This window comes from Pseudomonas algeriensis, from assembly GCF_048847255.1.
GTDB lineage: Bacteria > Pseudomonadota > Gammaproteobacteria > Pseudomonadales > Pseudomonadaceae > Aquipseudomonas.
The window spans coordinates 231,331-252,052 of the sequence record NZ_JBKKRK010000009.1 but is presented as its reverse complement, the minus strand read 5'-3'; the positions used below and the strand labels follow the sequence as shown (position 1 = coordinate 252,052).

Here is a 20,722-nt window from a genome sequence, read left to right as displayed (position 1 = left end):
AAAGGACGAATGTGGGAGCGAGTCTGCTCGCTCCCACAAGGACTCTGACAAGCTAAAGGCCCAGCAACGACAACATCACAAACGTCGCAAACAACACAAAATGGGTCATCCCCTCGATGGCGTTGGTTTCGCCATCGTTGAGGTTGATGGCGCTGACGATCAGGGTGATGAAAATCATCACCGTCTGCACCGGCGTCATCGCCATCTGGAAAGGTTGCCCGGTGTAGAGCGCCATCGCTTCCATCACCGGCACGGTCAGGATCACGGTGGACAACGACGCCCCCAGCGCGATGTTGACCACCGACTGCATGCGATTGGCCAGGGCTGCGCGCAGGGCCGTGAGGATCTCCGGCGCAGCGGAGATGGCCGCCACCAGGATTGCAGTGACCACTGGCGGCGCGCCGGAGCCCTCCAACCCCAGGTCGATGGCTTTGGACATGACTTCTGCCAGCGCACCGATTACCACTACGCCAAACACTAATGCGCCGATGGAAAATGCCAGGCTGATGGGTTTCGGCTCGGTTTCCACGGGCTCTTTCCTGCGGCGCTTTTGCGGGTAGCTGTAGCTGAAAAAATAGCTGTGGGGTCCCACCTGCATCCGTAGGAACAAGGTATACAACACGACCATCGCGCCGATGGTGAACGCCGAATAATGTTTCCAGTTTTCCTGTGGAATGAACTCCGGCACCACCATCGACACGCCCATGGCGGTGAGAATCATCACGCTGTAGGTGCGCGCCGAGTCATCGTTATAGACCTGCTCGCCATGTTTGAGCCCCCCCATCAAAGCCGCGAGCCCGAGAATGCCATTGATGTCGAGCATGACCGCAGAATAAATCGTGTCTCGTACCAGGGTGGGTGATGCCTCGTTACTCATCATGATCGCCAGGATCACGACTTCCACCAGCACCGCCGACAAGGTCAAGATCATGGTGCCGTAGGGATCGCCAACCTTTTCCGCCAACAGTTCCGCGTGATGAGCAACGCGCATGGACGCAGAAACAATAAAACCGATCAGCACCAACCCACTCGCCAGCGCCACGGCCTGCCCGCTGCCCAGAAACCAATGTTCCAGCGGGTAGGCGACGAAGGCGGCGAGCAGGGCCAACAACAGCAGTTTTTCTTGCTTGATCAACGAGAACATCGTGGGCCTGGCAATGGACGGGTCATGAGCTACTAGACTGTGACGGGCCGGGAACGTTTCGTGCGGATGCGGCCTGCGCAGTGGATCACCCGGTCAGGTTTTACCAGACATCGGCGCCTACCCCTGTAGAATGCCCGCCATCGATTCGCTGATGAGAAAAAGACATGTACGACTGGCTGAACGCCTTGCCCAAGGCTGAACTGCACCTGCACCTGGAAGGCTCGCTGGAGCCCGAGTTGCTGTTTGCCCTGGCCGAACGCAACAAGATCGCCTTGCCATGGAACGACGTTGACACCCTGCGCCAGGCCTACGCCTTCAACAACCTGCAGGAATTTCTCGACCTGTACTACCAGGGCGCCGACGTGCTGCGGACCTCCCAGGATTTCTATGACCTGACCTGGGCCTACCTGCTACGTTGCAAGGCGCAAAACGTGATCCACACCGAACCGTTCTTCGATCCCCAGACCCACACCGATCGTGGCATTCCATTTGAAGTGGTGCTCAACGGCATCGCCGCCGCCCTCAAGGACGGCGAACAGCAACTGGGCATCACCAGCGGCCTGATCCTGAGTTTCCTGCGCCACCTGAGCGAAGAACAGGCCGAGCAGACCCTCGACCAGGCGCTGCCTTTCCGTGACGCGTTCGTGGCCGTCGGCCTCGACAGCTCGGAGATGGGCCATCCACCAAGCAAATTCCAGCGGGTGTTCGACCGCGCGCGAAACGAAGGTTTCCTGACCGTCGCCCACGCTGGCGAGGAAGGTCCGCCCGAGTACATCTGGGAAGCCTTGGACCTGCTGAAGATCCAGCGCATCGACCACGGCGTTCGGGCAATCGAAGATGAACGGCTGATGCAGCGAATCATCGACGAGCAAATCCCGCTGACGGTGTGCCCGTTGTCCAACACCAAGCTCTGCGTGTTCGACGACATGTCGCAGCACAACATCCTCGATATGCTCGAACGCGGCGTGAAGGTAACGGTGAACTCCGATGACCCGGCGTATTTCGGCGGCTACGTCACCGAAAACTTCCATGCGCTGCATACGCATTTGGGCATGACTCAAGACCAGGCCAAGCGCTTGGCGCAAAACAGCCTGGATGCGCGACTGGTAAAACCTTAAGCCCGTCTCAACGCCTGTGGAAGCGAGCTTGCTCGCGATGGCGGTCGATCGTTCAACATTGATGTTGACTGACCCGGCGCTATCGCGAGCAAGCTCGCTCCCACAGGAGACTGTGTTCAGTCAGCGACATTCGCTTCGCTCAACTCCTCCAGCGTCTTGCCCCGCGTCTCCATTCCGTACAACCAGACCACACCCGCCGCCACCGCAAAGCACAGCGCGCCCAGGGCAAACACACCGCCTTGCCCGGTGATCGGAAATACCAACCCTGTTATCAAGGGGCCAAGCAGCGAACCGATGCGTCCGACCGCCGAGGCAAAGCCCGATCCCGTGGCTCTCGCGGAGGTGGGGTAAAGCTCCGGTGTATAGGTGTAAAGCACCGCCCACATGCCGAACAGGAAGAACTGCATCAACAGTCCGGTGCTTATCAGCAGGCCCACGTTGCCGCCGAACACCGCGCTCTGACCATACAGAAATGCCATGACCCCGCCGCCCAGCAGCGTGATGATGCACACCGGCTTGCGCCCCCAACGTTCCACCAGCCAGGCCGCCATCAGGAAACCGGGGATCCCGCCCAGGGAAATCAGAACCGTGTAGTAGACCGACTGCGTCACCGCAAAACCCGATTGCTGCAACAGGGCGCTGAGCCAGGACGTCAGGCCGTAGAACCCGAGCAGGGCGAAGAACCAGACGCTCCAGATCATCACGGTGCGTTGGCGATACAACGGTGACCAAATCTGCGCCAGGGCCGAGAAAAAGTTGCCAGGCACGGTCGCCAGCCTCGGCAGGCGAATGGGCTCGGGCAAATCGTGCGTGCCCAGCGAGGCGCGGACTTTGTCTTCGATCCGCTTGAGCACGGCATCCGCTTCATCGCCCCGGCCAGCCTGCTCCAGCCAACGCGGCGATTCGGGAATGAAAAAACGAATCACCAGGACGAAGACCGCCGGCACCGCCAATACCAGGAAAATGTCACGCCAGCCGATCACCGGCAGGAGGAAATACGACAACACGCCCGCCGCCACAAAGCCAAGCGGCCAGAAGCCGTCCATCAAGGCGATGTAGCGTCCACGGCGCTTCGCTGGAATAAGCTCCGAAAGCATCGACTGGGCAATTGGAAACTCCATGCCCATGCCGACGCCCAACAGGACACGAAACAACGTCAATGTCTCGATGTCCTGGGCGGTGGAACACAGGTAACTGGCCACCCCCCACAGTACGATGCTCCACTGGAACACCGGCTTTCGTCCAAATCGATCGGCCAACATGCCCGACAGCGAGGCGCCCACCACCATGCCAAAAAAGCTCGAGCTGGCCAGCAGCCCTGCCTGGGCCGAACTCAGGCCGAACTCGGTTTTGATCGACCCCAGCAAGAACGTCATCATGGCCAGGTCCATGGAGTCGAAGAAAAACGCCAAGGCGATGATGATGAATATGACCCGGTGATAGCCGCTGATCGGCAATCGCTCCAGTCGTTCCGCGGCACTGTAAACGTGAGTGTCCATTGCATTCCCCAATCCGAAAGAACCCCAGACCGAGTGTGCGCGAACCTCACAGGCGACTATTGCTGATAGCGACCTGTCGACAGCCCTAGAGCGCCATTTCCAAGGTGTCCTGCCTGGCGAACCGATGGATTTCCTGCTGGCCGAGGGTGGTCACCTGCAGGGCCCTCGAGTCATTTGGAAGGCTCAGCCAACCCGATTGCATGAACAACTGCAGCAACGCAGCCCCCAGCGCGCCACCCAAGTGCGGGCGCCGCTCACTCCAATCAGGGCAGGGGCAAGCAATGCGCGCGTTGCGATGAGCCAGTGCCTGGATGAACAGCCCACGCCCGGCCAACTGGTTCGCGCCCTTGTGCGTGACGATTACCCGCTGCTCAACCTGTTCAAGCCATCCGGCATCCAACAATCGCTGATACAGATCCGCCGCCAGGGTACCGCCCAGATGATCATCGCAAAGCCTGGCGCGCATCAGCGAAGCCGGTGCCGTCGGCGCCTTGGTTGGCATGAGGCCGCGTTTGAAAACTTCTGGAACCTGTCGCGGCGTGCTGGCAAGGGTCGCACTCGCCAACGCCTCGACGGCGGCGCCGATCTCGGGGGCCGCCAGGCGAAAAAAACGCTTGCGGCCGCGGACTTCGACTTTCAACAGACCGCCCGTGGATAACCGCCCCAGATGGGCGTTGGCCGAAGAGGGCGAAAGCCCGGCCAGCAAAGCCAATTCATCGGCCTGTCGGGCCGTACCATCCATCAACGCCCACATCATCGCGCTACGCTTTGGGTCGGCCAGCAGCGTGGCAATCTGGCTGATGCAAGGTGCATGTTCCATGTATTCACTCCCTGTTGAATCGTCTGTCTACTGCTTTGGGGCATATTGACCCGTAAGAAGGTGCCGCCCAAAGCGGCTGACCGCCTGGAAGACCGGCATGCCCGTGCGGACTTCGCTTGCCGTCGTGCCGGTTTCAACGCTGACACAGGCGGCCGCTAGTATAAGCGTGCGGATCAAGGTTTCCTGTCCTCCAGAAACCTTTGGAGGCGATTGTGCGTGAGGGAAAAATCTCTATTTGCCCGCGACTAATGGTCATTATCAAAAAAACACTGAAAGAGCCTGTTGGTTTAGCCGCTTTTACCCCGCCCCCAAATCACCAAACATGGGCGCCATCGTCCCTGCTTACGGAGCCGCTTCATGAAAGCCATCGCCTATTACCAATCACTGCCCATCAGCGATCCTCGCGCGCTGCAAGACGTCGAGCTGCCGGAGCCGGTTGCCGGCCCGAGAGATTTGCTGGTGGAGGTCAAGGCCATCTCGGTCAACCCCGTCGATACCAAGGTTCGCCAGAACGTGCAGCCAGAAGGCGGTGCCGGCAAGGTATTGGGCTGGGACGTGGCTGGAGTCGTCAAGGCCGTGGGCAGCGAAGTCACGCTGTTCAAGGCTGGCGACAAGGTGTTCTATGCCGGTTCCATCGCCAGGGCCGGTGGCAACAGCGAAATGCATGTGGTGGATGAGCGTATCGTCGGCCACATGCCCAAGACCCTCGGTTTCGCCGAAGCCGCCGCGCTGCCGCTCACGTCGATCACCGCCTGGGAACTACTGTTCGACCGGCTGCAGATAAAAGAAGGCCAGGATGACCAGGGCCAGACCCTGCTGATTGTCGGCGCCGCCGGGGGCGTGGGTTCAATCCTGACGCAACTGGCCAGCCAGCTCACCGGCCTCAAGGTCATCGGTACCGCGTCCCGACCGCAGACAGTGGATTGGGTGCGTGACCTGGGTGCCGACCTGGTGGTCGATCACAGCCAGCCGCTGAGCGAAGTCCTCAAGCAGGCAGGCCAGGCTCAAGTGACCCACGTGGCCAGCCTGACCCAGACCGACCAGCACCTGGATCAATTGGTCGAAGCCTTGGCGCCCCAAGGCAAGCTGGCCCTCATCGACGACCCGAAATCCCTGGACGTGACCAAGCTCAAGCGCAAGAGCCTGTCCTTGCATTGGGAGTTCATGTACACCCGTTCCCTGTTCGAGACAGCCGACATGCTTGAACAGCACAAGCTGCTCAATCGCGTGGCGGGATTGATCGACGCCGGCACCTTGAAAACAACGGTGGGCGAACATTTTGGCGTGATCAATGCAGAGAACCTGCGCCGAGCCCACGCATTGCTTGAAAGTGGGAAGGCCAAGGGTAAGATCGTGCTTGAAGGATTCTGATGCCGGGCAGTCGCCCGTGGCGAGGGAGCTTGCTCCCTCGCCACATAAGCCTGCACCGTCAGTCCGACAATTGACCGTTGTCACAACTGCGCTCGCAATCGGGTCTACACTCGAGGCCTTTGCAACGCAATCTTTTACACGAGGAGGTCAGCAATGAAGATCCTGATAAAAGAGGTGGCAAAATCTCAATGGCAAGTGCGCCTTGACCAGCATGTCGTGACCTTTCGCTCCGAAGCCGAAGCCCAGGCTTTCGCGAACACCCTGCAAGCGCGCATTCGAGCGCCCCATCACTTTCCCGAACATCAGCAGCGCGCGGCCGGTTGAATCAGCTTCGCTGACTCGCCTGGGCAAGCGCCAAAGCGTTTTGCAGACGACGGGTCAGCATTGCCGCGCCGACCACCAACAATCCGCAAAGGCTGATGACGATCGCCATCGGCACCGCCGTGCCGTCATGTAGCGCTGCCACCAACGCGGCGGCACCCGCAGCGACGGAAAACTGCAGGCATCCCAACATGGCCGAGGCGCTCCCCGCCCGGGCACCCTGCCCGTTCATGGCGCAAGCCGACGCATTGGGGATGATGCAACCCAGACTGGCGATGCAGATAAAGAGCGGGATCAACAGCGGCCACAACCGCTCCGGCTGGAAGGCGCTGATGGCCAACAAACTCAGCCCGGCAATCCAATAGACCCAGACCGCGCGGGCCAGCAGGAAGGCCGGACCGCGTTTGGACAACAGCCTGGCATTGACTTGCGCCACCAGGATGAAGCCCGCCGCGTTGGTACCAAACAGCCAGCCGAAGTGCTCAGCGGGCACGCCATAGAGCTTGATGAAAACGAACGGCGAACCGGCGATGTAGGCAAACATCCCGGCAATCGCGATGCCGCCTGTCAAGGCATGACCAAGGAAAACAGAGTCCTTGAGAAGGCGACCGTATTGGCGCAATGCCCCGGACAACGGTTGCCGTGGCACATGCTCAGGCAGGCTTTCCGGCAACCACAAGGCAACCGCCGTCGCCGCAAGCGCACTGAACAACGTCAACCCAATGAAAATGGATTGCCAACCGTAAACGTTCACCAGCAGGCCGCCGAGCATCGGCGCGAGGATCGGCGCCAGGCCCATTACCAGCATCAACTGCGAAAACACCTTGGCCGAGCCCACTGCGTCGCATTTGTCGCTGACCACCGCCCGGGAAATCACCATTCCCGCGCATCCGCCCAAAGCCTGCACGAAGCGGGCGCCGATCAGCCATTCGAGGCTTGGCGCGTAGGCGCAGGCCAGGGATGCCACGGTGAACAAGCCGACCCCCGCCAGCAGCGGGATACGCCGTCCGAAGCGATCCGCCACCGGCCCGTAGGCCAGTTGGCCGAGGGACAGCCCGAGGAAATAAGCCGCCAGGGTCAGTTGGATGTGTTTTTCATCGGTGCCGAAAGCGATTGCCATCGCCGGGAACGCCGGCAGATAAAAATCGATCGCTAAGGGACCGAAAGCGCTCAAGGCGCCAAGAATCAGAATGGTACGGAGGTTCATCAGGCGTCCAGATCAGCGTCAGTCGGCAGCCCGACAGTTTAGCCGGGCTGAGCGCTCTTGAACATTCCGATAGGTCGCTAACGATTCAGAATCTCAGGCGGGACTGGCTTCGTAGCCCTCCTCCCTTATCGCATCGATCACCGTCTTCTGCGGCAAAGTGCTTTGGACCTGGACGGTCCCAGCCCCCAGATCCACTTGCACCTGCGCCGTTGGATCCTGAGCCTGCACAGCCTGGGTAACGGCCTTTACGCAATGACCGCAAGACATTCCTCGAACATTGAAGATTTGCATGAAATGACTCCTTGGGATTGGAATTGCCCACAGTTTCAAGCTTGCCATCATGGCAAGGTCAAGTTTTGGCAAAAACTGCCGGGCTGGCAATCGGCGTCCTGCTCGGCCAAGCTGCACCTATCAGGATTTCATACCGGAGGTTCAGCCATGCGCTGGTCAGCGTTCAGCCTGTTTTGCATGCTCGGTCTTTCAGCAGTGGCCCCCCAGGCATCGGCTGTTGGCGAAGACTATGGTGTGCTGATCATTTCTCGTGAGCGCCTGGAAGTGCCGACCAGTTGCGAAATCGGCATCTACATCGAGGATCAGCTCTCGGCCAGGCTATTCCAAGAGCAAAGCACCTCCTTCAATCTGCCGCCCGGTCGGTTTTCCTTGCGCCTGAAACTGCTGCCTGGCCAGGCCGTGGGTTGCGCCCCAGGCATGCTCGCTCCGGGATCGCAGGACATCACGCTCAAGGCCGGCGACATTCTGAAATACCGAATCGCAGCGAATGGGGAAGGCATGTACCTCAAGCAGGCTGACCTCGGATACTGACGTTGCCCCTAACATGGGGGAGCGAACTTGCTCCCACCGTGCAACGTGCAAGCTTTTGCATTGGCGCTTGACCTTGCCAACATGGCAAGGTTGATCCTGTGGTCGTCCACTACAGGGAGCCTGCCCCATGCCTGAACCCACTATTTTCGATCTGCCGATCTGCGGCATGACCTGCGCCAGCTGCGCCGGGCGAGTCGAGCGAGCGTTGCGCAAGGTGACCGGCGCCAGTGCCGTCAGCGTCAACCTGGCGACGGAACAGGCGCGGGTCCAGGCGCCAGAAGGAAGCCTGCCCGCCTTGATGGAGGCAGTCGAACAAGCAGGTTACGGCGTTCCCGTGCAGACCCTGGAATTGAGCATCAAAGGCATGACCTGCGCCTCTTGCGTTGCACGGGTCGAGCGAGCATTGAGCAAAGTCGCCGGCGTGCATCGCGCCAGCGTGAACTTGGCCAATGAGCGGGCTCACCTCGAATTGCTGGGCCAGATCGACCCGCAAACGCTCCTCGAAGCGGTCAAGCGCGCCGGCTATGACGCCAGTGTCTGGGAAGTGGAACAACCGCGAAAAAACCAGGGCGATCGACTGAACCGCGAGCGGCTGGCACTGATACTGGCAATTCTGCTGTCCCTGCCCTTGGTATTGCCGATGATGTTGCAGCCCTTCGGCGTGAGCTGGATGCTGCCAGCCTGGCTGCAGTTCGCGTTGGCGACGCCCGTCCAATTCATCTTCGGTGCACGTTTCTACGTCGCGGCTTTTAAAGCTGTCCGCGCCGGGGCCGGGAATATGGACCTATTGGTCGCCCTGGGCACCAGCGCCGGTTATGGCCTGAGTCTCTACGAATGGGCGATTGCCCAGCCCGGGAGCATGCCGCACTTGTACTTCGAGGCCTCGGCCGTGGTGATTGCCCTGGTATTGCTCGGCAAATATTTGGAAAGCCGTGCCAAACGACAAACCGCCAGCGCCATCCGCGCCCTCGAAGCCCTGCGACCGGAGCGGGCTGTTCAGGTGATCGACGGCGAGGAACGGGATGTTGCCATCAACGCGCTGCGCTTGAATGACTGGGTGTTGGTCAAGCCTGGCGAGCGATTCCCGGTGGACGGCGAAGTGATCGAAGGCCAAAGCCATGCCGACGAGGCACTGATCAGTGGCGAAAGCCTGCCCGTGCCCAAGCAACCCGGTGACAAGGTCACCGGTGGCGCGATCAATGGCGAAGGTCGTTTGCTGGTGCGCACCCAGGCCCTTGGCGCAGAGACGGTCCTGGCGCGCATCATTCGCCTGGTGGAAGACGCCCAGGCGGCCAAGGCCCCCATCCAGAAGCTGGTGGACAGAGTCAGCCAGGTCTTCGTGCCGGTTGTGTTGCTTTTGGCCCTTGCGACATTGGCGGGCTGGTGGCTCTACGGAGCGCCGCTGGAGACAGCACTGATCAACGCCGTCGCCGTGCTGGTGATCGCCTGCCCCTGTGCCCTGGGCCTGGCGACGCCGACAGCGATCATGGCCGGCACCGGCGTCGCCGCGCGCCACGGCATCTTGATCAAGGACGCCGAGGCGCTGGAGCGCGCCCATGACGTGGACACAGTGGTGTTCGACAAAACCGGAACCTTGACGTCCGGCGCGCCGCGTATTGCTCACTTGGCGGCGCTCGAAGGTGAAGAAAATGCGCTGCTGAGAATGGCCGGCGCCCTGCAACGGGGCAGCGAGCATCCGCTGGCCAAAGCAGTGCTGGACGCCTGCGCCGAGCGCGGCTTGAACGTACCGGACATCAGCGATAGCCAGTCGCTTACCGGGCGCGGCATCGCCGGCAGCCTCGACGGGCGCCGACTGGCGCTGGGCAATCGGCGTTTGCTGGAAGAGCTCGGTCCAGACCCCGACTCGCTGGCCGAGGCGGCGCAGGCCTGGGAAACCGAAGGTCGGACGTTGTCCTGGCTGATCGATCAAGGCTCGACACCTCGCGTCCTCGGCCTGTTTGCCTTCGGCGACACACTCAAGCCGGGCGCCTTGGCGGCGGTGGAGGCCTTGAACCAGCGTCATATCACCATCCATCTGCTCACCGGCGATAACCGAGGCAGCGCTCGGGTTGTGGCCCAGGCGCTGGGAATCAACAACGTCCACGCCGAAGTATTGCCGGCCGACAAATCCGCCATCGTCGAGCGACTGAGGGGCCATTCGGTGGTGGCGATGGTTGGCGACGGCATCAATGACGCCCCGGCCCTGGCCGCAGCCGACATTGGCATCGCCATGGGCGGCGGCACCGACGTGGCGATGCACGCCGCCGGCATCACGCTGATGCGCGGCGACCCTCGCCTGGTGCCGGCGGCGCTGGATATCAGCCGCAAGACCTACGCAAAGATCCGCCAGAACCTGTTCTGGGCCTTCGTCTATAACCTGGTCGGGATTCCCCTGGCCGCGTTCGGCTTGCTCAACCCGGTGCTGGCCGGCGCAGCCATGGCGCTGTCGAGCGTCAGCGTGGTCAGCAATGCATTGCTGTTGAAGTTCTGGACACCCGCAGATCTGGAGGACAAGCGATGAACATCGGCCAAGCGGCCCGCCAGAGTGGCCTTAGCGCGAAGATGATCCGGTATTACGAATCCATCGGCTTGCTCAAGGCGGCCCATCGCACGGACAGCGGCTACCGGATCTACAGCACCGATGATTTGCACACGCTGGCGTTCATCAAGCGCTCCCGGGACCTGGGGTTTTCCCTGGAAGAAGTCGGCAAACTGTTGACGCTGTGGCAGGACCGCCAACGTGCCAGTGCCGACGTGAAGACCCTGGCCAAGCAACACATCGATGAACTGAACCAGAAAATCCGTGAACTCGCGGAGCTGCGCGATACCCTCCAGGACTTGGTGGAACACTGCCAGGGCGATCACCGGCCCGACTGCCCGATCCTCAAGGAGCTGGAATCGGGGTGTTGCAAGAAGTGATGCCCGATACCGAACACAATTAAAAAACCCGGCCTGGGCCGGGTTTCTGGGACAACCGATCACTGCATCCAAGGCGGAGGCGGCTCCTCGGTCTTGCCTGGCGGCGCATCGTCGGCGGCGCGCACAGCCTGGCGTCGTTCTTCGTCCAGGCGCGCGGCCTCGATCTCGCGCATGATCCCGCCAACATCCGCCAGCTCTTCGGGCTCGTCGAACTCACCGGTCAACACACTGCCCGGGTGCAACGTGCCGGCTTCATAAAGCGCCCACATTTCCTTGGCGTACCGGGTGCGTTTCAGCTCCGGAGCGAAACGGCCGAAGTAGGACGCCATGTTGCCGACATCCCGCTCCAACATGCTGAAGGCGTGGTTGTTGCCAGCGGCGTCCACCGCTTGCGGCAGATCGATGATGACCGGGCCTGTCGGCGTGAGCAGCACGTTGAACTCCGACAGGTCGCCGTGCACCAGGCCGGTACACAGCATCAGTACGATCTGAGAAATCAGATAGGCGTGATATTCGCGTGCCTGGTCCGGCTCCAGCACGACATCGTTCAGGCGTGGCGCGGCATCGCCATACTCGTCGGCCACCAGTTCCATCAGCAGCACGCCTTCAAGGAAGTCGTACGGCTTGGGCACTCGCACACCGGCGTTGGCCAACCGGAACAACGCAGCCACTTCGGCGTTCTGCCAAGCGTCTTCAGTTTCCTTGCGCCCGAACTTCGAACCTTTTGCCATGGCGCGGGCCTGACGACTGTTACGGACCTTGCGACCTTCCTGGTATTCGGCCGCCTGGCGAAAACTTCGCTTGTTCGCCTCCTTGTAGACCTTGGCGCATCGCAGCTCATTGCCGCAGCGCACCACATAAACAGCTGCTTCTTTGCCACTCATGAGTGGGCGCAGCACCTCGTCGACCAGACCGTCCTCGATCAGGGGTTCAATGCGTTTTGGAGTCTTCATCAGCTTTTATTCTGGGTCCTTTATTACCAAACACGCGAATGACAGGTCGTTATACGGCAATCCTCCCTTCACGGGGAGGGGTTCCGACCTATGAACCCTGAATGCACACACTGTGCCGGATCAGATCAACCGCGCAAGATCATAGCCGAGACCCGGCCCGTCGCAGGTCATTGGATAAGCAAGTATTTGCGACAAGAACTGACAAGGGCTTAATGCGTGAACAGTTCGCCCGGGGTGAAACCGAACAATCCCTTGAATGCCGCGATGAAAGCGGACGTCGACTCATACCCGCAAGACAGCGCCGCGCTGGTCACACTGTCGCCTTTCTCCAGCGACCCCAAGGAGGACAACAGCCGCATGCGTTGGCGCCACGCGCGAAAGTTGAGGCCGGTTTCACGTAGAAACAAACGGGTCAGGGTCTTTTCCGATGTGCCCAGTCGCTCGGCCCAGGCTTGCAGGGTGACGCAGGATTCGGGCTGTTCGATCAACTCGTTACACAGCTCCAGCAGGCGGGCATGCCGTGGCAGCGGCAGGGAAAAACCCACTTCCGGCAATGCCGCCAACTGGTCCAGCAGCACTTGCACCAGCCGCGCCTCCTGGGTATCGCCTTGCGGGTAGGCGGCGGGAAATTGGCAGAAGACCTTGATCAGCTCTCGCGCCAAAGGCGTGACCTCCAGAACGCGGCAACGCTCATCGGCCCACGGGCAAGCCTGGCGATGCACATAAAGGCTGCGCATTTCCGCACGGGTGGATGTCACGACGTGATGTTCGAGGTCGGCCGGGATCCAGATGCCCCGTTGCGGCGGCGCGAAGAAACTGCCCTCGGCGGTATGAACGCCGAGCACACCGCTGATGGCATAGGAAAACTGCACCCAATCGTGTCGATGTACCTGGGTCCATGAACCCGCATCCAGGCTTTCGACCCGAGCATAAAGTGGCCGAGGCAGTTCCGTCAGGTCGGGAATGCGCCGTTCAAGCTGCTGCTGTCCGTTAGTCGGCATTGATTGGCCTTATATCGCAAGACGACTGTTCAGGCCGACGTTAGGCTAAGTCGACTTCTCATACAACTTGCGGCGCCCTATGCACATCCTAAGACACCTTAAACGCCTGGTGACCGACTGGTTCCTGTGCGGCATGTTGCTTGCCACGTTGTTGGCGTATTTCTTTCCCGGATTCGGCGCCACGGGCGGCGCGATGCATGCGGATTGGGTGGTCAACATCGGCATCTTCGTGGTGTTTTTCCTCCATGGGATCAACTTGTCCGGGGAGCAGGTCCGCCACGGCTTGAAGAACGTCCGGCTGCATTTGATGGTGCAGGGTTTTACCTTCGTCGTGTTTCCCTTGATCTGGCTGATCGGTGATTGGTCATTGGGCAGCCATGTGCCGTCGCTATTGATGCTGGGGTTCTTTTACCTGTGCGCCCTGCCCTCGACCATCTCCTCGTCGGTGGCCCTCACAGGCAGCGCGGGCGGCAACGTGCCGGCGGCGATTCTCAACGCCAGCCTGTCCAGCGTGCTCGGGATTTTCCTGACGCCACTGCTGGTCAGCCTGGTGGTCGGCAGCGGTGCCGGTGGCATCGACCTGGGCTCGACCCTTCTCGATCTGTGCCTGATGTTGCTGCTGCCATTGGTGCTTGGGCAATTCCTGCGGCGCTGGCTGGCCGGTTTCTTCGCCCGATACAAGCGCTATACCAGCATCATCGACAAATTGGTCATCCTGCTGCTGGTGTACGCCGCGTTCTGCAATTCGATGGTTTCCGGAATCTGGCGACAACAAGGCAATGGCGTGCTGGTCAGCGCGGTGCTCGGCAGCGCCGTACTGCTGGCCATTATCCTGTGGATGACCACCCGCACCGCCCGCGCTCTGCGGTTCAGCAACGCCGATGAAATCGCTGCAGTGTTCTGCGCGAGCAAAAAATCCCTGGCCGCCGGGGTGCCGATGGCGGCGTTGATCTTCGGCACCGATCCCGGCCTGGGGCTGATCCTGCTGCCGATCATGATCTATCACCCCATGCAACTGATCGTCTGTTCGATCCTCGCCGAACGCTACGCCAGCCGCCAGCGAGCCCAGGCTGCGCCCACGCGCGAGGCGATGGTCAGCGCTCGATGATCGCCGTCACACCTTGGCCGGCCGCCGCGCAGATGGAAATCAGGCCCCGGCCCTTCCCGGCCGCGTCCAGCAGTTTGGCCAGGTTGGCGACGATACGGCCGCCCGTCGCGGCGAATGGATGCCCGGCGGCCAATGAGCTGCCTTTCACATTCAATCGGCTGCGGTCGAGGGCGCCCAGCGGCGTGTCGAGGCCCAGCCGGGATCTGCAGTAATCCGGGTCCTCCCAGGCCTTCAATGTACACAAGACCTGGGCCGCGAACGCCTCGTGGATTTCGTAGTAGTCGAAATCCTGCAACGTCAGGCCGTTGCGTGCCAACAAGCGCGGCACCGCATAGACCGGCGCCATCAGCAGGCCTTCAGCGCCGTTGACGAAATCCACCGCTGCCGTTTCACCGTCACGCAGGTAGGCCAGGATTGGCAGTCCGCGGGCGTTCGCCCACTCTTCGCTGCCCAACAATACCAGCGAGGCACCATCGGTCAGCGGCGTGGAATTGCCTGCGGTCAGCGTGCCCTTGGCGCTTTTTTCAAAGGCCGGCTTGAGGGACGCGAGCTTGTCCAGGGTCAGGTCCGGGCGCAGGTTGTTGTCGCGGGTCAGGCCCAGGAACGGCGTCATCAAATCGTTATGCCAGCCTTCGGCATAGGAAGCGGCCATTTTCTGATGACTTTCCAGGGCCAGACGGTCTTGCTCGTCTCGGGGAATCTGCCAGGTCTGCGCCATCAACTCGCAATGTTCGCCCATGCTCAGGCCCGTGCGCGGTTCGTTGATGCGCGGCAGGTCGGGAACCAAGTGTTGGGGACGCAGTTGCAGAAAAGCCTTGATCTTATCGGCGGTGGTCTTGGAGCGATTGGCTTGCAGCAGGATCCTGCGCAGCCCCTCATTGACACCGATGGGCGCGTCGGAGGTAGTGTCCACGCCGCCGGCGATGGCGCTGTCGATCTGGCCCAGGGCGATTTTGTTCGCCACCAGCAGCACGGTCTCAAGCCCCGTGCCGCACGCCTGTTGCACGTCATAGGCCGGGGTGCTGGGTGCCAGCCGTGAGCCGAGCACGCATTCGCGAGTCAGGTTCATGTCCCGGGAAAACTTGAGCACCGCCCCCGCGGCCATTTCCCCGATGTGAGCACCGTGCAGGTTGTAGCGCTCGATCAAACCTTCGAGCGCAGCCGTCAGCATCGCCTGGTTGCTGGCGGTGGCATAGGGCCCGTTGGAGCGGGCGAACGGAATGCGGTTACCACCGATGATCGCGACGCGGCGTAGCTGTGCCATGAAGAACTCCCCTGTATGCGCGAATGTGTGAAATTGGCCTGCGGTAACGTGCCCAGCCACAAGCTTAGGCTTTATCCGGGCGATCGAACGACCAATTGCCAAACATGGTCCACACTTGGAACCTCATCAGCCGGAGTGTGTTCCATGTCAGACCGTTACATAGACTTCGCCAACTCGCCCATTGGCCTGCGTCTGGTTGGCGCTCTGGGCTTGCCCTCGCCGGTGCGCCTGGAACGCTGGCAGGCCGGGCGGCTGCGGCCTATCGAGGGCGCCCTGCTGTTGGGCGGTGGCCCCCTGACCGAACAGGTCGCCACGTTCGCCAAGCGCTTGACCGACGCCATTTTCATCTACGGTGGCGAACCAACGCTGGCGACCGAATGGATCCCCGGCCACGGCCCGAAAATCAAGGCGGTGGTGTACGACGCCAGCCATCTGGTGCAGGTCGAGCAGCTCAAGCAGTTGCGCGAATTCTTCCAGCCCCTCATGAAAAACCTCGACCACAGCGCCCATGTCGTCATCCTCGGTCGCGCCCCGGAAAGCCTCGATGACCCGTTTGCCGCCAGTGCGCAACGGGCGCTGGAAGGCTTCAGCCGCTCCCTGGCCAAGGAATTGCGCCATGGCGGGACGCTGCAGTTGCTTTATGTCGGTGACGGCGCCGAAGCGCAGTTAGAGGGGGCCCTGCGGTTTTTCCTGTCGCCCAAGAGTGCCTACGTTTCCGGGCAGGTTATCCGCCTCAAGGCCTGCCAGACCCAGGTCCAGGATTGGACGCGACCGCTCACCGGGCTCAAGGCGCTGATAACCGGCGCCGCCCGTGGCATCGGCGCGTCCATCGCCGAAACCCTGGCCCGTGACGGCGCCGATGTGATCCTGCTCGATGTCCCGCAAGCCAAGGCCGACCTGGACGCCCTGGCCGCGCGCCTGAGTGGGCGCAGCGTGACGCTGGACATCTGCGCCGAAGATGCCGCCGCGCAGTTGATCGAACACCTGCCCGACGGCGTCGACATCGTGGTGCACAACGCCGGCATCACCCGGGACAAGACCCTCGCCAACATGACGCCCGAGTTCTGGGACGCGGTGCTGGCGGTCAACCTCAACGCGCCGCAGGTGCTGACCAAGGCCATGCTCGACAGCGGCACCCTGCGGGACAATGGCCGGATCGTGTTGCTTGCCTCCATCAGCGGCATCGCCGGCAATCGCGGCCAGACCAACTATGCCGCGAGCAAGGCCGGGCTGATCGGCCTCGCCCAAGCCTGGGCGCCTGGCCTGGAGGCGCGGGGAATCAGCATCAACGCGGTGGCACCGGGCTTTATCGAGACACGCATGACCGCCGACATTCCCTTCGCCCTGCGTGAAGCCGGGCGCCGCATGAGTTCGCTGGGCCAGGGCGGCTTGCCCCAGGACGTCGCCGAAGCCGTGGCCTGGCTCGCACAACCAGGCTCCGGCGCCGTCACCGGGCAGGCGCTGCGCGTGTGCGGGCAAAGCTTGTTGGGGGCGTGACCATGACGATCCAATGGCAGGAAATAAACACCGCCCCTTCGATGTCAGGGCTCTACGCCAAGGCCGCGACTCGCCGCAAGATCACCGGCACGGTCCTGCCTGACGTCGGGCTGCGCCAAGTGATCCAGGTCGACCAAAAGAACCTGGCGGCCTATCGCAAAGTGTGTGGTTTCAGCGAAAGCGGACTATTGCCGCCGACCTATCCACACGTGCTGGCGTTCGCCTTGCAGATGCAATTGCTGACCGCCCGGGATTTCCCGTTCCCATTGCTGGGCTTGATCCACCTGAACAACCGCATCCGCGTGCTGCGGCCCATGGGCGGTGTCAGCCAGGTGCGGGCGAGCGTCAACGTCGAGAACCTGCAGCCTCATGCCAAGGGGGCGGTATTCGATCTGGTGACCCGTATCGAAGATCAGTTGGGCCCCTTGTGGCAGGCCCAAAGCCAGATGCTCTGCAAAGGCGTCCAGCTTGACGGCGCATTGGCCGAGGACTCATCCGAGGACAGCCCCGAGTTGACGCAAGTGACACGCTGGACCGCACCCGTGGATATTGGCCGGCAATACGCCAAGGTGTCAGGCGACTACAACCCGATCCACCTGAGCGGCGCCAGCGCCCGGTTGTTCGGCTTCCCCAGTGCCATCGCCCATGGTCTGTGGAACAAGGCAAGGACGTTGGCGGCGCTCGATGATCATTTGCCCGAAGCCAATATCGAAATCGACGTAACGTTCAAGAAGCCAGTGCGCCTGCCCAGCGAGGTGACATTGCTGGCGAGCGCGGCCGGTTCCAGCGGGCAATTGCGATTGGTGGGGGCTGGTGAGCTGGAGCATATGCTGGGAAGTTGGCAGCCGGTTGCTTGAAAGTATTCCACCCAACCTATGGGTCAACCAATCAACGCGGTGGGTAGTTGGACAGGATCCGCCCCACCGTCTCGCGCACCTTCGCGCTGCGATCCATCGGGTTGGGTGAATCACTGAGCAATTGCTCGTCGCTGCCACGCCAGACGAGCTTGCCATCCTTGCCGTCGAGCAGGTCGATCTGCACGGTGGCGACCTTGTAGCTGAGGTTACGGGTTTCGTTGTACATCGGTCCGCCCCAATAACCATTCCATGGGCCGCCCCAACCGCCGCCATAGTTGGTCGTCACCTGTTGCTGGCGATCTTCGACGATCAGGTAGGCCTGGACCTGCACATCGCCCCGCGCGCCGCCCGAAGCCGGACGCAGGCCACGCTGGTCGAGTTGATCGGCGACCGCCTGGCGGATGCGCTGTTCGGTCAGGTCGCTCTTGATGCGCGGATCGTCCGGGCGATATTGCAACGCCGGCTCCTTCCAGCTCCAGCTGCGGTAGGCCGCGAAGTCGCGGCTGGTGTCGAAATCATGATTGACCTGGTTGGAAGCGCAGGCGCTGAGCAACAGGGCAAGGGCAAGCGGGACAAGACGGCGAAACATGGTTTTTCTCCGTTGTTTGAATCAACTGGGAGGATAGGCCGACATGGCCTTTTCCACCGCGTCACGAATGGCATCGGTGCGCTCGCTCTGATTGCCGCGCTGGCTGGTCTCGGCGCTGGCGCTCCACACGGGCTGGCCATTGCGGGCGTCGAACAGATCGACCCGAACCACCACGACATGCTCCTGATAGGTGCGCACCACGGGAATGGTGTTGTACATGCCATAACCCGGCCCGTAGCGGTTGTAGCCGCCGTAATAGCCCGCGTCATAGTCGTCCCGGACCTGCCGCAGCCGGGTTTCCAGGCGCAGGTCGGCACTGACGAAGAGGTCCGCCGGGCGATTGTCATGCAGCGGACGCAGCCCGCGTTGGTCCAACGCTGCGCTTACCGCTTCGGCCACCTGGGCCGAATCCGCCCAGGCAGTACCCGGCGGCAACCGACCGTTGAGCCAGGCCCAACTGCGATAGCGGCCATAGTCACGGGGCGGCGCCGGATAGGCGCTGCGATCGAACACTTTGGCGGCCTCGGGCGGCGCCGGCGGCAACGGATTGGAAGTCGCGACATACGGATTGTCGCTCTGGCAGGCTGCCAGCCCGAGGCATAACACCAATAATCCTGAACGACCTTTCATTTCGCTCTCCGGCTGCTCTTTCGGATCAGAGGGGGCGACAGACCCAATGCAGGTAGCGTCCCAACCCGGCAAACGCTGGGTGGCGCCGGTGGGCCAGTTCCATTTCCAGCAATTGCGCGAGCTCTACGCGGCCCTGGAATTGCACCGGCATGTAGTCATGAAAAACCCGCACGCCACTTTGAATTTCGACCTGCCACAGGTCTTCAAGTTGCGCCGCCAATTGGCGAGGATCAAGGGGTTGTTGCGGGGTCAGGCTCTGTTTTTCACCGGCCAGGTCGTTTTTGCGCAACTTGCGGAAATGCCCTTTGAGCAAGTTTCGATAAACCAGCGCGTCGCGGTTGTAGAACGCCAACGACAACCAGCCGCCAGGCGCCGTCAGTTGATGCAGAACCGGCAGGATCGCGTGGGGCTCGGCCAGCCACTCCAGCACCGCGTGACACAGCACCAGATCGTACGGTTCGGTGAGCTGGCCGAGCAGGTCCTGCCACGGCGCCTGAATGAACGTTGCGTCCTGGCCGGCCTCGGCAAACCGCTGACGGGCACCCTCAAGCATGGGCTCGGCCGGTTCAGCCAAGGTCACCTGGTGACCACGCTCGGCCAGCCACAGTGACATGTGCCCCAGGCCCGCGCCAACATCCAGAATACGCAACGGGCGGTCAGGCAAGGCTTCAAGCAAATCGGCCTGGAGCACCGCCAGGCGGATCGCCCCCTTGGCCCCGCCGTAGATTTTTTCCGCGAAACGCGTGGCGAGCTGGTCGAAATGACGGTCACTCATGGGGCGAACCGCCGCTCGCTGTCGGCCAATTTGCCGCGCACCACGGCGTCCATATCCAAGCCCAACTCGCTGCACAGCAGCAACAGGTACAACACAATGTCACCGACTTCCTGCCCGGCGTGGGCCAGTTTATCCGCGGGCAGCTGGCGCGACTGGTCCTCGGTCAGCCATTGGAAAATCTCGACCAGCTCGGCCATCTCGACGCTGGCGGCCATGGCGAGGTTCTTCGGGCTGTGGAATTGCCGCCAATCGTTACGGTCACGAATGGCATGCAGGCGTTCGGTCAGTTCAACAAGGTTCATGGGGTTCTCCTGAATGCGCATAGCTTCGGGGCGATGACGAGGGAAGGCAAGCGTCTCGGTACGAAGCGGTGAATTGCTCCATAATCGAACGATCGCAGCCGCCACAACTCCTACAGTCAGGAGCCGACGGCTCGATTCCGATTCCTCTCCATCAGGATGCAAACATGCAGGTAGAAAGTTTCTTCGAATGGCTCGGCCAGGCGCTCGGTTCGGTGATCCGTTTCATCGTCGACCTGCTCAGCGGGCTGTTCAACACCTTGGCCAATGCCGGTGGCAATTTTGTCGATGGCCTGTCCCGCACGCTTGGCATGGACACCTCGATCATCAGCATCGTCGCACTTATCCTCGGGCTGATGCTGCTGTATTCGGCGATCCGCGCCTTCATGCGGGCCTCGATTGTCATGGGCATTATCTGGCTGGTATTGGGGTTGTGGTTGCTGAGCTGGATCATCCACTGAAGACAAACAGGGCGACATCAGGAACGAACGCTGCGATAACGCTACAATCGCGCTCCATCAAGGAGCC

General features: G+C 61.6%; 22 protein-coding genes. 10 read left to right on the top strand and 12 right to left on the bottom strand.

What is annotated here, in order from left to right; all coding sequences use genetic code 11:
• Positions 1 to 52: 52 nt before the first annotated feature.
• A complete protein-coding gene (locus tag ACLK1G_RS16085; RefSeq protein WP_420766305.1) occupies positions 53 to 1,144 on the bottom strand; it encodes a calcium:cation antiporter in 1,092 nt (363 codons plus the stop codon).
• Positions 1,145 to 1,308: 164 nt separating this feature from the next.
• Here ACLK1G_RS16085 and ACLK1G_RS16080 point away from each other — a divergent pair, with 164 nt between their 5' ends.
• Positions 1,309 to 2,262 (top strand): adenosine deaminase, encoded by a 954-nt coding sequence (locus ACLK1G_RS16080; protein ID WP_420766304.1) that lies wholly within the window; start codon positions 1,309 to 1,311, stop codon positions 2,260 to 2,262.
• 116 nt (positions 2,263 to 2,378) lie between these two features.
• On the opposite strand, the gene ACLK1G_RS16075 is transcribed toward ACLK1G_RS16080, so the two are convergent.
• Together ACLK1G_RS16075 and ACLK1G_RS16070 are read right to left on the bottom strand one after the other, a co-directional pair.
• Positions 2,379 to 3,761: an MFS transporter gene (locus ACLK1G_RS16075; RefSeq protein WP_420766303.1), complete on the bottom strand. Its 1,383-nt coding sequence runs from the start codon at positions 3,759 to 3,761 to the stop codon at positions 2,379 to 2,381.
• Positions 3,762 to 3,846: 85 nt separating this feature from the next.
• Complete coding sequence (locus ACLK1G_RS16070) at positions 3,847 to 4,581, bottom strand: ArsR/SmtB family transcription factor (RefSeq protein ID WP_420766302.1); 735 nt, start codon at positions 4,579 to 4,581, stop codon at positions 3,847 to 3,849.
• Between the two features lie 357 nt (positions 4,582 to 4,938).
• Here ACLK1G_RS16070 and ACLK1G_RS16065 point away from each other — a divergent pair, with 357 nt between their 5' ends.
• Positions 4,939 to 5,952, top strand: a complete 1,014-nt coding sequence (locus tag ACLK1G_RS16065) for a zinc-binding alcohol dehydrogenase family protein (protein ID WP_420766301.1) — start codon at positions 4,939 to 4,941, stop codon at positions 5,950 to 5,952.
• A 153-nt stretch (positions 5,953 to 6,105) separates the two neighbouring features.
• Positions 6,106 to 6,276, top strand: a complete 171-nt coding sequence (locus ACLK1G_RS16060; RefSeq protein ID WP_420766300.1) for a hypothetical protein — start codon at positions 6,106 to 6,108, stop codon at positions 6,274 to 6,276.
• A gap of 1 nt (position 6,277) precedes the next feature.
• Here ACLK1G_RS16060 and ACLK1G_RS16055 read toward each other — a convergent pair whose 3' ends face one another.
• Both ACLK1G_RS16055 and ACLK1G_RS16050 read right to left on the bottom strand, forming a co-directional pair.
• On the bottom strand, positions 6,278 to 7,480 hold the full coding sequence (locus tag ACLK1G_RS16055; protein WP_420766299.1) for a multidrug effflux MFS transporter: 1,203 nt from the start codon (positions 7,478 to 7,480) through the stop codon (positions 6,278 to 6,280).
• A 93-nt stretch (positions 7,481 to 7,573) separates the two neighbouring features.
• A complete protein-coding gene (locus ACLK1G_RS16050; RefSeq protein WP_420766298.1) occupies positions 7,574 to 7,771 on the bottom strand; it encodes a heavy-metal-associated domain-containing protein in 198 nt (65 codons plus the stop codon).
• Positions 7,772 to 7,918: 147 nt separating this feature from the next.
• Here ACLK1G_RS16050 and ACLK1G_RS16045 point away from each other — a divergent pair, with 147 nt between their 5' ends.
• The 3 genes from ACLK1G_RS16045 to cueR all read left to right on the top strand — a co-directional run bounded on the left by ACLK1G_RS16045 (position 7,919) and on the right by cueR (position 11,221).
• Positions 7,919 to 8,302, top strand: a complete 384-nt coding sequence (locus ACLK1G_RS16045; protein ID WP_420766297.1) for a hypothetical protein — start codon at positions 7,919 to 7,921, stop codon at positions 8,300 to 8,302.
• 127 nt (positions 8,303 to 8,429) lie between these two features.
• Positions 8,430 to 10,823: a heavy metal translocating P-type ATPase gene (locus tag ACLK1G_RS16040; RefSeq protein WP_420766296.1), complete on the top strand. Its 2,394-nt coding sequence runs from the start codon at positions 8,430 to 8,432 to the stop codon at positions 10,821 to 10,823.
• The gene (gene cueR / locus ACLK1G_RS16035) at positions 10,820 to 11,221 is read left to right on the top strand and encodes a Cu(I)-responsive transcriptional regulator (protein WP_420766295.1); all 402 of its coding nucleotides are present in this window, start codon (positions 10,820 to 10,822) and stop codon (positions 11,219 to 11,221) included. Before ACLK1G_RS16040 ends, cueR begins: the two co-directional genes overlap by 4 nt.
• A gap of 59 nt (positions 11,222 to 11,280) precedes the next feature.
• On the opposite strand, the gene ACLK1G_RS16030 is transcribed toward cueR, so the two are convergent.
• Together ACLK1G_RS16030 and ACLK1G_RS16025 are read right to left on the bottom strand one after the other, a co-directional pair.
• The gene (locus ACLK1G_RS16030) at positions 11,281 to 12,174 is read right to left on the bottom strand and encodes a PA4780 family RIO1-like protein kinase (RefSeq protein ID WP_039593547.1); all 894 of its coding nucleotides are present in this window, start codon (positions 12,172 to 12,174) and stop codon (positions 11,281 to 11,283) included.
• Positions 12,175 to 12,383: 209 nt separating this feature from the next.
• A complete protein-coding gene (locus ACLK1G_RS16025) occupies positions 12,384 to 13,175 on the bottom strand; it encodes an AraC family transcriptional regulator (RefSeq protein WP_420766294.1) in 792 nt (263 codons plus the stop codon).
• 79 nt (positions 13,176 to 13,254) lie between these two features.
• Between ACLK1G_RS16025 and ACLK1G_RS16020 the strand changes: the two genes are divergently transcribed.
• Complete coding sequence (locus ACLK1G_RS16020) at positions 13,255 to 14,283, top strand: bile acid:sodium symporter family protein (protein WP_420766293.1); 1,029 nt, start codon at positions 13,255 to 13,257, stop codon at positions 14,281 to 14,283.
• On the opposite strand, the gene ACLK1G_RS16015 is transcribed toward ACLK1G_RS16020, so the two are convergent.
• On the bottom strand, positions 14,270 to 15,547 hold the full coding sequence (locus ACLK1G_RS16015; protein ID WP_420766292.1) for an acetyl-CoA C-acetyltransferase: 1,278 nt from the start codon (positions 15,545 to 15,547) through the stop codon (positions 14,270 to 14,272). The genes ACLK1G_RS16020 and ACLK1G_RS16015 overlap by 14 nt on opposite strands.
• A gap of 144 nt (positions 15,548 to 15,691) precedes the next feature.
• Between ACLK1G_RS16015 and ACLK1G_RS16010 the strand changes: the two genes are divergently transcribed.
• Both ACLK1G_RS16010 and ACLK1G_RS16005 read left to right on the top strand, forming a co-directional pair.
• Positions 15,692 to 17,044, top strand: a complete 1,353-nt coding sequence (locus ACLK1G_RS16010) for a 3-oxoacyl-ACP reductase (RefSeq protein ID WP_420766291.1) — start codon at positions 15,692 to 15,694, stop codon at positions 17,042 to 17,044.
• A 2-nt stretch (positions 17,045 to 17,046) separates the two neighbouring features.
• On the top strand, positions 17,047 to 17,901 hold the full coding sequence (locus ACLK1G_RS16005) for a MaoC family dehydratase (protein WP_420766290.1): 855 nt from the start codon (positions 17,047 to 17,049) through the stop codon (positions 17,899 to 17,901).
• 31 nt (positions 17,902 to 17,932) lie between these two features.
• Here ACLK1G_RS16005 and ACLK1G_RS16000 read toward each other — a convergent pair whose 3' ends face one another.
• The 4 genes from ACLK1G_RS16000 to ACLK1G_RS15985 are packed head-to-tail and all read right to left on the bottom strand — an operon-like array spanning position 17,933 to position 20,197.
• The gene (locus ACLK1G_RS16000; protein ID WP_420766289.1) at positions 17,933 to 18,490 is read right to left on the bottom strand and encodes a DUF4136 domain-containing protein; all 558 of its coding nucleotides are present in this window, start codon (positions 18,488 to 18,490) and stop codon (positions 17,933 to 17,935) included.
• A gap of 21 nt (positions 18,491 to 18,511) precedes the next feature.
• Positions 18,512 to 19,120 (bottom strand): DUF4136 domain-containing protein, encoded by a 609-nt coding sequence (locus ACLK1G_RS15995; RefSeq protein WP_420766288.1) that lies wholly within the window; start codon positions 19,118 to 19,120, stop codon positions 18,512 to 18,514.
• A gap of 25 nt (positions 19,121 to 19,145) precedes the next feature.
• Complete coding sequence (locus ACLK1G_RS15990; protein ID WP_420766287.1) at positions 19,146 to 19,895, bottom strand: methyltransferase; 750 nt, start codon at positions 19,893 to 19,895, stop codon at positions 19,146 to 19,148.
• A complete protein-coding gene (locus ACLK1G_RS15985; protein WP_420766286.1) occupies positions 19,892 to 20,197 on the bottom strand; it encodes a MazG-like family protein in 306 nt (101 codons plus the stop codon). Before ACLK1G_RS15985 ends, ACLK1G_RS15990 begins: the two co-directional genes overlap by 4 nt.
• A 164-nt stretch (positions 20,198 to 20,361) precedes the next feature.
• Between ACLK1G_RS15985 and ACLK1G_RS15980 the strand changes: the two genes are divergently transcribed.
• Complete coding sequence (locus ACLK1G_RS15980) at positions 20,362 to 20,655, top strand: hypothetical protein (protein ID WP_420766285.1); 294 nt, start codon at positions 20,362 to 20,364, stop codon at positions 20,653 to 20,655.
• The last annotated feature ends 67 nt before the right edge of the window (positions 20,656 to 20,722 follow it).

Bases quoted from the DNA above. Each gene is read 5' to 3' on its own strand.
- ACLK1G_RS16055 (WP_420766299.1), bottom strand. From the start codon at position 7,480: ATGAACCTCCGTACCATTCTGATTCTTGGCGCCTTGAGCGCTTTCGGT.
- ACLK1G_RS16045 (WP_420766297.1), top strand. From the start codon at position 7,919: ATGCGCTGGTCAGCGTTCAGCCTGTTTTGCATGCTCGGTCTTTCAGCA.
- ACLK1G_RS16070 (WP_420766302.1), bottom strand. From the start codon at position 4,581: ATGGAACATGCACCTTGCATCAGCCAGATTGCCACGCTGCTGGCCGAC.
- ACLK1G_RS16050 (WP_420766298.1), bottom strand. From the start codon at position 7,771: ATGCAAATCTTCAATGTTCGAGGAATGTCTTGCGGTCATTGCGTAAAG.
- ACLK1G_RS16005 (WP_420766290.1), top strand. From the start codon at position 17,047: ATGACGATCCAATGGCAGGAAATAAACACCGCCCCTTCGATGTCAGGG.
- ACLK1G_RS16085 (WP_420766305.1), bottom strand. From the start codon at position 1,144: ATGTTCTCGTTGATCAAGCAAGAAAAACTGCTGTTGTTGGCCCTGCTC.
- ACLK1G_RS16010 (WP_420766291.1), top strand. From the start codon at position 15,692: ATGTCAGACCGTTACATAGACTTCGCCAACTCGCCCATTGGCCTGCGT.
- ACLK1G_RS15990 (WP_420766287.1), bottom strand. From the start codon at position 19,895: ATGAGTGACCGTCATTTCGACCAGCTCGCCACGCGTTTCGCGGAAAAA.
- ACLK1G_RS16015 (WP_420766292.1), bottom strand. From the start codon at position 15,547: ATGGCACAGCTACGCCGCGTCGCGATCATCGGTGGTAACCGCATTCCG.
- ACLK1G_RS16065 (WP_420766301.1), top strand. From the start codon at position 4,939: ATGAAAGCCATCGCCTATTACCAATCACTGCCCATCAGCGATCCTCGC.
- ACLK1G_RS16000 (WP_420766289.1), bottom strand. From the start codon at position 18,490: ATGTTTCGCCGTCTTGTCCCGCTTGCCCTTGCCCTGTTGCTCAGCGCC.
- ACLK1G_RS15995 (WP_420766288.1), bottom strand. From the start codon at position 19,120: ATGAAAGGTCGTTCAGGATTATTGGTGTTATGCCTCGGGCTGGCAGCC.
- ACLK1G_RS15985 (WP_420766286.1), bottom strand. From the start codon at position 20,197: ATGAACCTTGTTGAACTGACCGAACGCCTGCATGCCATTCGTGACCGT.
- ACLK1G_RS16075 (WP_420766303.1), bottom strand. From the start codon at position 3,761: ATGGACACTCACGTTTACAGTGCCGCGGAACGACTGGAGCGATTGCCG.
- ACLK1G_RS16060 (WP_420766300.1), top strand. From the start codon at position 6,106: ATGAAGATCCTGATAAAAGAGGTGGCAAAATCTCAATGGCAAGTGCGC.
- cueR (WP_420766295.1), top strand. From the start codon at position 10,820: ATGAACATCGGCCAAGCGGCCCGCCAGAGTGGCCTTAGCGCGAAGATG.
- ACLK1G_RS16020 (WP_420766293.1), top strand. From the start codon at position 13,255: ATGCACATCCTAAGACACCTTAAACGCCTGGTGACCGACTGGTTCCTG.
- ACLK1G_RS16040 (WP_420766296.1), top strand. From the start codon at position 8,430: ATGCCTGAACCCACTATTTTCGATCTGCCGATCTGCGGCATGACCTGC.
- ACLK1G_RS16030 (WP_039593547.1), bottom strand. From the start codon at position 12,174: ATGAAGACTCCAAAACGCATTGAACCCCTGATCGAGGACGGTCTGGTC.
- ACLK1G_RS16080 (WP_420766304.1), top strand. From the start codon at position 1,309: ATGTACGACTGGCTGAACGCCTTGCCCAAGGCTGAACTGCACCTGCAC.
- ACLK1G_RS16025 (WP_420766294.1), bottom strand. From the start codon at position 13,175: ATGCCGACTAACGGACAGCAGCAGCTTGAACGGCGCATTCCCGACCTG.
- ACLK1G_RS15980 (WP_420766285.1), top strand. From the start codon at position 20,362: ATGCAGGTAGAAAGTTTCTTCGAATGGCTCGGCCAGGCGCTCGGTTCG.